Raw genomic sequence first — 7,009 nt, 5'->3', positions numbered from 1 at the left:
CCCCGCCGATGCCGCTGTGCCGATCTCGTTCACCTTGTTGACGCGCCAGGGAAAGGTGGGGCGTGACAACGCGATTTACGACAACTACCGCCCACAGGTGCGATTCTCCGGTGAGAGTAAGGACGTCATGTGTGCAGTGCGCATTTCCAAAGCGCAGGAGAAGATCGAACCCGGCGAGACCGCTGCGGTGTCTCTGAGCTGCATCGAGCAGTTCCACGTTTTGGAAAAAGACAGGTCGTTCATCGCCTATGAGGGCGGGCGCAAGGTCGCCGAGGGCATTCTGCGTTGATGGCGCTGGCAACGTCAGGCGGCACGGCGCGTCAGCGCAGAGCCGGCATCGGACCGGCGCAGCGCGTCGTTTGCTCGATACGGAGTGTCCTCACCCTTCCAGCACGCGACGCACTTCTCGCTCGCTGATCGCGTACCCCTTACAGCCGGCCATGCACTGGAAATCGATCTTTGCCTATGCCGCCCTGCTGTTTGTTCTCCAGTGCAGCGTTGGCTTTCTCAGCGGCTTGTTCGACCTAGGCGGCTTGGTGAATGCCTGGACCCTTCTCTCTTTCCTGCTCTGCGCCGCACTCTTCGCACACCTCGCGTTGCGCGTGGTGCAGCATCGCCTCGCGCACGCCTGCCTCATCCTGGTCATCTACGCCGCCTTCGCGGATGTTCTCGCGGCGCTATTGCCACCAGACATGACGGACGAACCAGCCATGTTCGTCGCTGTGGAATGGCTGCAGCTGCTCGCCTCCGCAGGCCTCGGCCTGCTTGTCGGCTGGGTGTTTCGGCGCGCGGCCGATCAACGCCGGCTGCTGTAGTCGCGTGCAGCACGCGACTACACCTGCCAATGTCGCCCGAAGGTTGGCTGACGCTCATGGTCAAGATCATCAGATTCGTTGGAAAAGGAACGGCGCTGCTCCTCCTGGCAACGCTTGTCGCATTGGTCGCTTACGATGCGCTCGCTGTCCGCCCACATCTGGCCCGAATCCGCGATCTGCTCGCACACGCCAATCCAGAAGACGCAACTCCTCCCGAAGCGATTCGCAGGCTGATCGATGCGAATGTGGGATCGCCCTCCCCGCATGCGGCTCGCCTGGTGACGTCCCTCGTCTCCACGGATTTGGCGCAAGGTCAGTCGCACGTGCGCAACGCGCTTTGGAGCGTGCTGCTACCGGTGCACTTCGACGAGTCGCACATCTACGGCCTCTACTGCAGTCTTTCCTACAACGGCACAGATCATGGATTGAGCAGCTTTGCCAATCGGGAATTCGGCAAACCGCTTAGCCAGCTTTCACCACTGCAGGCAGCGACCACCGTTGCGGTCACCCATGCTCCTACAATCTACTTGAAAGATCGCGACAAGCTGGGCAGGCGCGCTCGGACGCTATTGGCAAGGTCCCGGCCTCCGCATTAGACCTCCATGCTGCCGCAGGAGGCGACACCGTCGTTTTTTCCACACCGACTCTCCTCTGACATGACCCGGCACAACGGGATTGGCACAACATGAAGAAGACAATGGCAAGCATTGCCATGACAGCGACCTTGACGAGCCTGCCGCTCGCAGCACCAGCTTCTGATCCGGTGCCATCCATCAGCCAAGCGACACTGCAGGACTCCGAGAGCGAATACCAGCACAGCCCGCTGTGCGGCAAGGACGAGCTCACCCTGTGGACGTGCCAGACGCGCAAGCGAGAATTCTCGCTATGCTCGTCGAAGGCGGTCAACCGGACCTCGGGCTACCCGCAGTATCGGGCGTCGGAGAGCGGCAAGCTGGTGCTGCAGTATCCCGCACAGCAGAAGCCGCCGACGGGTCTCTTCACTTACAACACGTTTCTCAACGGAAACGCATCGATTGAGTTCAGCAACGGCGGCTACCGGTACAGCCTGTTCGACCCGCTCAGATCCGCTTCGTCCATCTCCGTCTCCGGACCTGGAGCATCGGACAAGACCACGCAGATCGCCTGCGGCCCGAACCAGACCCTCCAGCTCAACTACACGATGCGGTTGATGTACGACGCAGGTGTGTGGGTCGATCCCTGAGTACGCCGAAACAGGCCGCGGCGTCGGCGTCCCGCTCCTCCTGACCTGCTGCCGACCGAGTGCGGTGGCGGTAGCGGTGGATGCAATTTGCGCTTGCTACACTCGGCGCGGCGGCGGCGCTCCCGAGAGCGACCAGGTCGACCGCCATGCCAAGGCCGCCACACCTTACGTTTTTTTCCGCAACCTCTTTCTCCCTCATCGACTATCGGTGCCATCATGAAACAGACCATCGCATTTCTCCTGCTTGCCTTCGCCTCCTCGTCCGCTTTCGCGGCCAACAGATACTGCGAGGAGTTGAAGGCCGAGCTAACCGCGAAACTCGATGCCCACGGCGTCAAGGACTACACGCTGGAGATCGTCGACAACGCCGACATCAAGGATCGGAAGGTCATCGGCACTTGCGCTGCAGGGAGCAAGAAGATCGTCTACAGCAAGAACAAGCCGTCGACCTGATCGACAGGAGCGGTCACCTCATGCGAGTAGCTTGGAGCGACGGGACGCGACGTATCGTCCTTGCGCAACGGATGGGCACGTCATGCAGGTAGTGGATCACGCGCCTCATGCCTGGTTCCTCCTGCGCGATGACGACACGCTCCTGCTCGACGTCAACTGCAGCCATGGGCCGGTCGGCTACGCATGGACCATGGCGTTGAACGAGGAAGAAGCGGCGCAGTACCACGCGCTCGGGCGCGATGTCATCGTGCAGCTCGCCGAACAGGTGCAATGAACCGCGCCAGGGGTACTGGGCAGCCGGTCGCCGTATCTCGGCCGCAAAGTGGATGCCGAGACTCGCCAGCGCGTCACCCTGGCCATCAAGGCCTGGAATCAGAGCGACTGACGATCCTGGGTGTTCTACCTGGAAATCAACGCAACTCTTCTGATCGTGCCAACTGCATTGCGCAAGCCACATCCGGCGATCGGCGGATGCACCCCGACCGGATCGCCAGCGCAAGCCACCCCTTATCGCATCCAGCCCGGCTCTGGCAGGATCCATGACAGGCCGGGCACCCGGAAAGAGAAAGCCGCCATGCATGACATGACCTGGAGCGCTTCCGAGAAAAAGGCAGCCAGGGTACTGCTCGACACCGCGCTTCAACGCGAACTCCAAGCCTATCTCCAAGAGTTCAAACGCAGTGCCGCAAGTATCGACACGCCGGACGCTCTATGGCCCCTGGTCAACCAGACCGTCAAAAAGCAGCGCAAAATCGCTCAGACATACGACTAACGCTATTCTCAGCTCACCCTCGTCTTCGCAGTCCTTTTGCGTCGCGGCATCATTCAGAAAGCGGAAGTAGACGCGCATGGTGACGAGAAGGCCAGGCACATCATCGCCCTTGCAAGCCTGAAGGTGTGATGTATCCGATCACGTGTCGAACTGCCGCCGTCTACGGCACACGATGCAGTACGCCGGCGCCAATCCGCGCCGGAGGGCCTTGTGTTCCGACATACGCTGCTACGGATGTGCTGAGTTTATGGCGATGCGCCGGCTGATGCAGCGCGCCGTCGCCCTTTTCTCTCGGCATTGCGAGATCGCGCCGACGCTCGGACTGTAGTAGGTTCATCGCGTATGGGTCGATGGGCAGACCCGCCGACCCGAACACAGGTGCCGCTTGCCATGCGTGTATTTCTGGACGACGAGCGAGCGACACCCGCTGGATGGACAAGAGCCTATTGGCCGGATGACGTCATCGCGCTGCTCCAAACCGGGAAGGTGGAGGAACTCAGCCTGGACCACGATCTAGGTGATGATGCGCGCGGAACAGGCTACGACGTGGTGCTCTGGATCGAGAGGGCGGTAGCGCTTCGGTCCTTCGTCCCGCCGAGGATGCACGTCCATTCTGCAAACACTTCGGCGGGAGATAAGATGCGTCTTGGCATCGAGGCGATCGAGCGGCTAGCGGCAAAGAACAGATCCGATGCATGATCCCGTTGCGATGTGGCCGAGATGATGGAGAAGCCGACTGCTTGTCCGGCACATGCCTACTGCTCCAATAGCTGATACTCGCAGATGATCAATCCAGATTGGACAACCAGAGGCAAATCGGTCGCGCAGTTGATCGAAGAGCTCAAGACATTCGAGAACCAGGACATGGAGGTCAGAATCTCCGTCGATGGCGGCAACACGTCCTTCCCGATTTCGCTGATTGGCAAGACGGATGGCAAGTATGCCGTCTTGAGGAATTGCGAAGACAATCCTTCCATCGTTCATCATGTGTCTGAGGGTGGTTAGCGATTCATTGGCGCGGTACTTCAATCTCAGCTTTCACACTGATGGCAGGCCTCGCCGCAGCGTCCTCCCCGTGACAGTCGACAATGACAGAGAGTCCGGAAGCCCAACGTCGCAACGCGCCCCGCACAACGGTGCAGTCCGAGCCGCGCGCATCCGAAGAGGCCGCGCTTCCCCTTCCGAAGGAAACGCTCTGGGCCTTGTTCGATTACTTGAACGACGCGCTCGCCGATGGCTGCGATCACTCCTTGCGACTCACCACGCAGTTCCTCGCGTCCCAGGATGTCGCTCCGGAGTCGGTCATCCCCTGGCTCGGTGCGCACGGAGGCTTCTGCGATTGCGAGGTGCTGTTCAATGTCGAAGAGCACTGGGGCAAGCCGTGACCGGACATCGACCTGATGCATGACCTTCCGCATCACTTCCTGGCCGATCTGCTTCTGCATCCTGCGCAACCAGGAAGCAAGGCGACTGCGCTCGTCTCCGGCCAGTGGTGCGCCATTCTGTGCATCGACCAGCAGCAGTGGTCGGCCCGCCTCACCTTTACCGGCAACCCGGCGCCCGGGGTCACGTTCCGCGCAGGGGTACAGTTGCTGATGCCTGACGCACTTGCCCACTTCCCGGCGGGCGCCGATTTCACGCTCTGGGCGAACGGCAGCGAAGGGACAGGCCACGTGGTCTTGAGGGCGGCCTGACAGGCACATGGAACCCACATGCATGTCGACATCACCCACCACGTGGACGCCAGCGAGCCCGACGACGGGTACGGTTACTACTACGCCTACACCCTCTACCGCTTCAGCGACGGCCGCGATCGGTTGCTGGCGCCCAGCTACGACGACGATGCGGATCAGGCGCATTTCCTGAACATCGAAGTGGACGGGCACGTGCGCTTGATGATCGACGCGGACCTGCGGCATCCGCTGCTGCTGGCCGCCGCGGTGTACCTGGGCGAAGCCGGCAAGCGTAGACTGCGCTGGTTGAGCGGCCGCGGCGACAGTTACGAGCCCCTGCCCGGCCAGCCCACCATCGGACCAGCGGAGGCTCCATGAAGCGCGTCACCGGGATTGGCGGCATCTTCTTCAAGGCACAGGACCCGGCCGCGCTGCAGGCCTGGTACCAGCGGCATCTCGGCATCGACGTGCAGGCCTGGGGCGGCACCGCCTTCGCCTGGAACGACGGCAGCGGCGCGCCGGTCACCGGCTCCACCGTCTGGTCGATCGGCGCGGCGGCGCAGGAGCCGCACTTCTCGCCCGGCACGGCACCCTTCATGATCAATTACCGGGTGCACGATCTGCACGCGCTGGTCGCGGCACTGCGCGAGGAAGGCTGCCACGTGCTGGACCGCATCGATGAGTCCGAATACGGCGCCTTCGCCTGGGTCATCGACCCGGAAGGCAACAAGGTGGAGCTCTGGCAGCCGCCCGCCGGGCAGTAGTGCCCGCTCCGGCCGGTCGACTGGCCGGCCGGTAGCACGGGACGCCCGACCGGTCAGCGTCGAACCAGCCCCGCCGACATCGCCCGTGCACACCGACCGGTGGATTGGCACCGCCGACCGACGGCACCCGATTTTCGCTCGCCCTGCACTGCGCTATCACTACTGTCCGCGCTCATTGTCCTGATCGGGATCCGCGCCACCGATGAATGCCTCCCTCCCGAGTTCCCCCTCGCCCCTGCGTCCCTTCGCGGCGCGGGTCCTGGTCGTCATGGCGCTGGGCGCGCTGGCGCTGCTGGCCTGGCAGTTGTCGGAGCTGCTGCTGATCGTGTTCGGTGCGGTGGTGGTGGGCGTGCTGCTGCACGGGCTGGCCACGCTGTTGCGCAAATGGTTGCCGCTGCCGGAGTGGGCGGCGCTGGCGCTGGTGATCCTGGTGCTGGTGCTGGCGCTGTCGGCGATCGTGCTGTTGTTCGGCGCCGAGGTCGCCGCGCAGATCGACACCTTCCGCGCCACCTTGCCGGCAGCCTGGAACAAGTTCCATGCCTGGCTGCAGTCTGGCCCGCTGGGGCCGCAGATCGAGCGCATCCCCGACCAGTTGCGCGACGGCGCCTCGACCCTGGCCACGCATGCCGGCGCCATCGTGCTGTCGGCCGGCGGCGGCGTCACCGACGCGGTGCTGATGATGGTCGGCGGGCTGTACCTGGCCGCGCAGCCGCGGCTGTATCGGCAGGGCCTGCTGCACCTGCTGCCGCGCGACCGTCGCGGCGTCGCCGACGAAGCGCTGACCGCCAGCGGCCAGGCGCTGCGCGCGTGGCTGACCGGCCAGTTGCTGGCGATGGCGGTGATCGGCACCCTGACCGGCATCGGCCTGTGGCTGCTGGGCGTGCCGGTGGCGCTGGGCATCGGCCTGTTGACCGCGCTGCTGGACTTCATCCCGATCGTCGGCCCCATCGTGGCCGCGGTGCCGGCGATCCTGCTGGGCTTCACGGTCAGCCCGCAGGTGGCGCTGGGCGCGCTGCTGCTGTTCGTGGTGCTGCAGCAACTCGAAGGCCACGTGCTGCAGCCGCTGATCCAGGCGCGCGCGGTGGACCTGCCGCCAGCGCTGCTGCTGTTCTCGCTGTTCGGTATCGGCGTGCTGTTCGGGCCGATGGGCGTGGTGCTGGCGGCGCCGCTCACCGTGGTGCTCTACGTGCTGGTCAAGCGCCTGTACGTGCAACATGCGCTGGGCGATGCCGAGGGCGCGGATGGCGCCGGAAAGCCCGCCGCCTGATCTGCGGTGCGTGCTCCCACCCCGCCCGCCCCGCCCCGCCCCG

General features: G+C 63.8%; 14 protein-coding genes. All 14 read left to right on the top strand.

Features of this window, described 5'->3' with window-relative positions:
- Nucleotides 1-289: hypothetical protein (locus D183_RS0103055; protein WP_026144136.1), on the top strand; the 289-nt coding region annotated here is incomplete at its 5' end.
- A gap of 151 nt (nucleotides 290-440) precedes the next feature.
- Nucleotides 441-815: a hypothetical protein gene (locus D183_RS0103050; protein WP_017907692.1), complete on the top strand. Its 375-nt coding sequence runs from the start codon at nucleotides 441-443 to the stop codon at nucleotides 813-815.
- Nucleotides 816-871: 56 nt separating this feature from the next.
- The gene (locus D183_RS27300) at nucleotides 872-1,411 is read left to right on the top strand and encodes a hypothetical protein (protein WP_157835165.1); all 540 of its coding nucleotides are present in this window, start codon (nucleotides 872-874) and stop codon (nucleotides 1,409-1,411) included.
- Nucleotides 1,412-1,500: 89 nt separating this feature from the next.
- On the top strand, nucleotides 1,501-2,037 hold the full coding sequence (locus tag D183_RS0103040) for a hypothetical protein (protein WP_232757193.1): 537 nt from the start codon (nucleotides 1,501-1,503) through the stop codon (nucleotides 2,035-2,037).
- 216 nt (nucleotides 2,038-2,253) lie between these two features.
- Nucleotides 2,254-2,490 carry a DUF1161 domain-containing protein gene (locus D183_RS0103035; protein WP_017907689.1) on the top strand — a complete coding sequence of 79 codons (237 nt, stop codon included), beginning with the start codon at nucleotides 2,254-2,256 and terminating at the stop codon, nucleotides 2,488-2,490.
- Between the two features lie 82 nt (nucleotides 2,491-2,572).
- Nucleotides 2,573-2,764 carry a hypothetical protein gene (locus tag D183_RS27900; protein ID WP_017907688.1) on the top strand — a complete coding sequence of 64 codons (192 nt, stop codon included), beginning with the start codon at nucleotides 2,573-2,575 and terminating at the stop codon, nucleotides 2,762-2,764.
- 120 nt (nucleotides 2,765-2,884) lie between these two features.
- Nucleotides 2,885-3,262, top strand: coding sequence for a hypothetical protein (locus D183_RS27295; protein WP_157835164.1), 378 nt, complete (start codon nucleotides 2,885-2,887; stop codon nucleotides 3,260-3,262).
- Nucleotides 3,263-3,652: 390 nt separating this feature from the next.
- A complete protein-coding gene (locus D183_RS26245) occupies nucleotides 3,653-3,961 on the top strand; it encodes a cyclic-phosphate processing receiver domain-containing protein (protein ID WP_026144135.1) in 309 nt (102 codons plus the stop codon).
- Between the two features lie 84 nt (nucleotides 3,962-4,045).
- On the top strand, nucleotides 4,046-4,267 hold the full coding sequence (locus tag D183_RS27290) for a hypothetical protein (RefSeq protein WP_157835163.1): 222 nt from the start codon (nucleotides 4,046-4,048) through the stop codon (nucleotides 4,265-4,267).
- Nucleotides 4,268-4,350: 83 nt separating this feature from the next.
- Nucleotides 4,351-4,647 (top strand): DUF2695 domain-containing protein, encoded by a 297-nt coding sequence (locus D183_RS23885; protein WP_232757192.1) that lies wholly within the window; start codon nucleotides 4,351-4,353, stop codon nucleotides 4,645-4,647.
- Nucleotides 4,648-4,662: 15 nt separating this feature from the next.
- Nucleotides 4,663-4,956 (top strand): hypothetical protein, encoded by a 294-nt coding sequence (locus D183_RS0103000; protein ID WP_017907684.1) that lies wholly within the window; start codon nucleotides 4,663-4,665, stop codon nucleotides 4,954-4,956.
- An 18-nt stretch (nucleotides 4,957-4,974) separates the two neighbouring features.
- Nucleotides 4,975-5,313, top strand: coding sequence for a hypothetical protein (locus tag D183_RS0102995; RefSeq protein ID WP_017907683.1), 339 nt, complete (start codon nucleotides 4,975-4,977; stop codon nucleotides 5,311-5,313).
- Nucleotides 5,310-5,699 (top strand): VOC family protein, encoded by a 390-nt coding sequence (locus tag D183_RS0102990; RefSeq protein WP_017907682.1) that lies wholly within the window; start codon nucleotides 5,310-5,312, stop codon nucleotides 5,697-5,699. Before D183_RS0102995 ends, D183_RS0102990 begins: the two co-directional genes overlap by 4 nt.
- Nucleotides 5,700-5,967: 268 nt before the next feature.
- Nucleotides 5,968-6,966 carry an AI-2E family transporter gene (locus D183_RS0102985; protein WP_017907681.1) on the top strand — a complete coding sequence of 333 codons (999 nt, stop codon included), beginning with the start codon at nucleotides 5,968-5,970 and terminating at the stop codon, nucleotides 6,964-6,966.
- Nucleotides 6,967-7,009: the final 43 nt, after the last annotated feature.

This window comes from Xanthomonas sp. SHU 199, assembly GCF_000364665.1.
Taxonomy (GTDB): domain Bacteria; phylum Pseudomonadota; class Gammaproteobacteria; order Xanthomonadales; family Xanthomonadaceae; genus Xanthomonas_A; species Xanthomonas_A sontii.
This window is presented reverse-complemented; position numbering and strand designations above follow the sequence as displayed.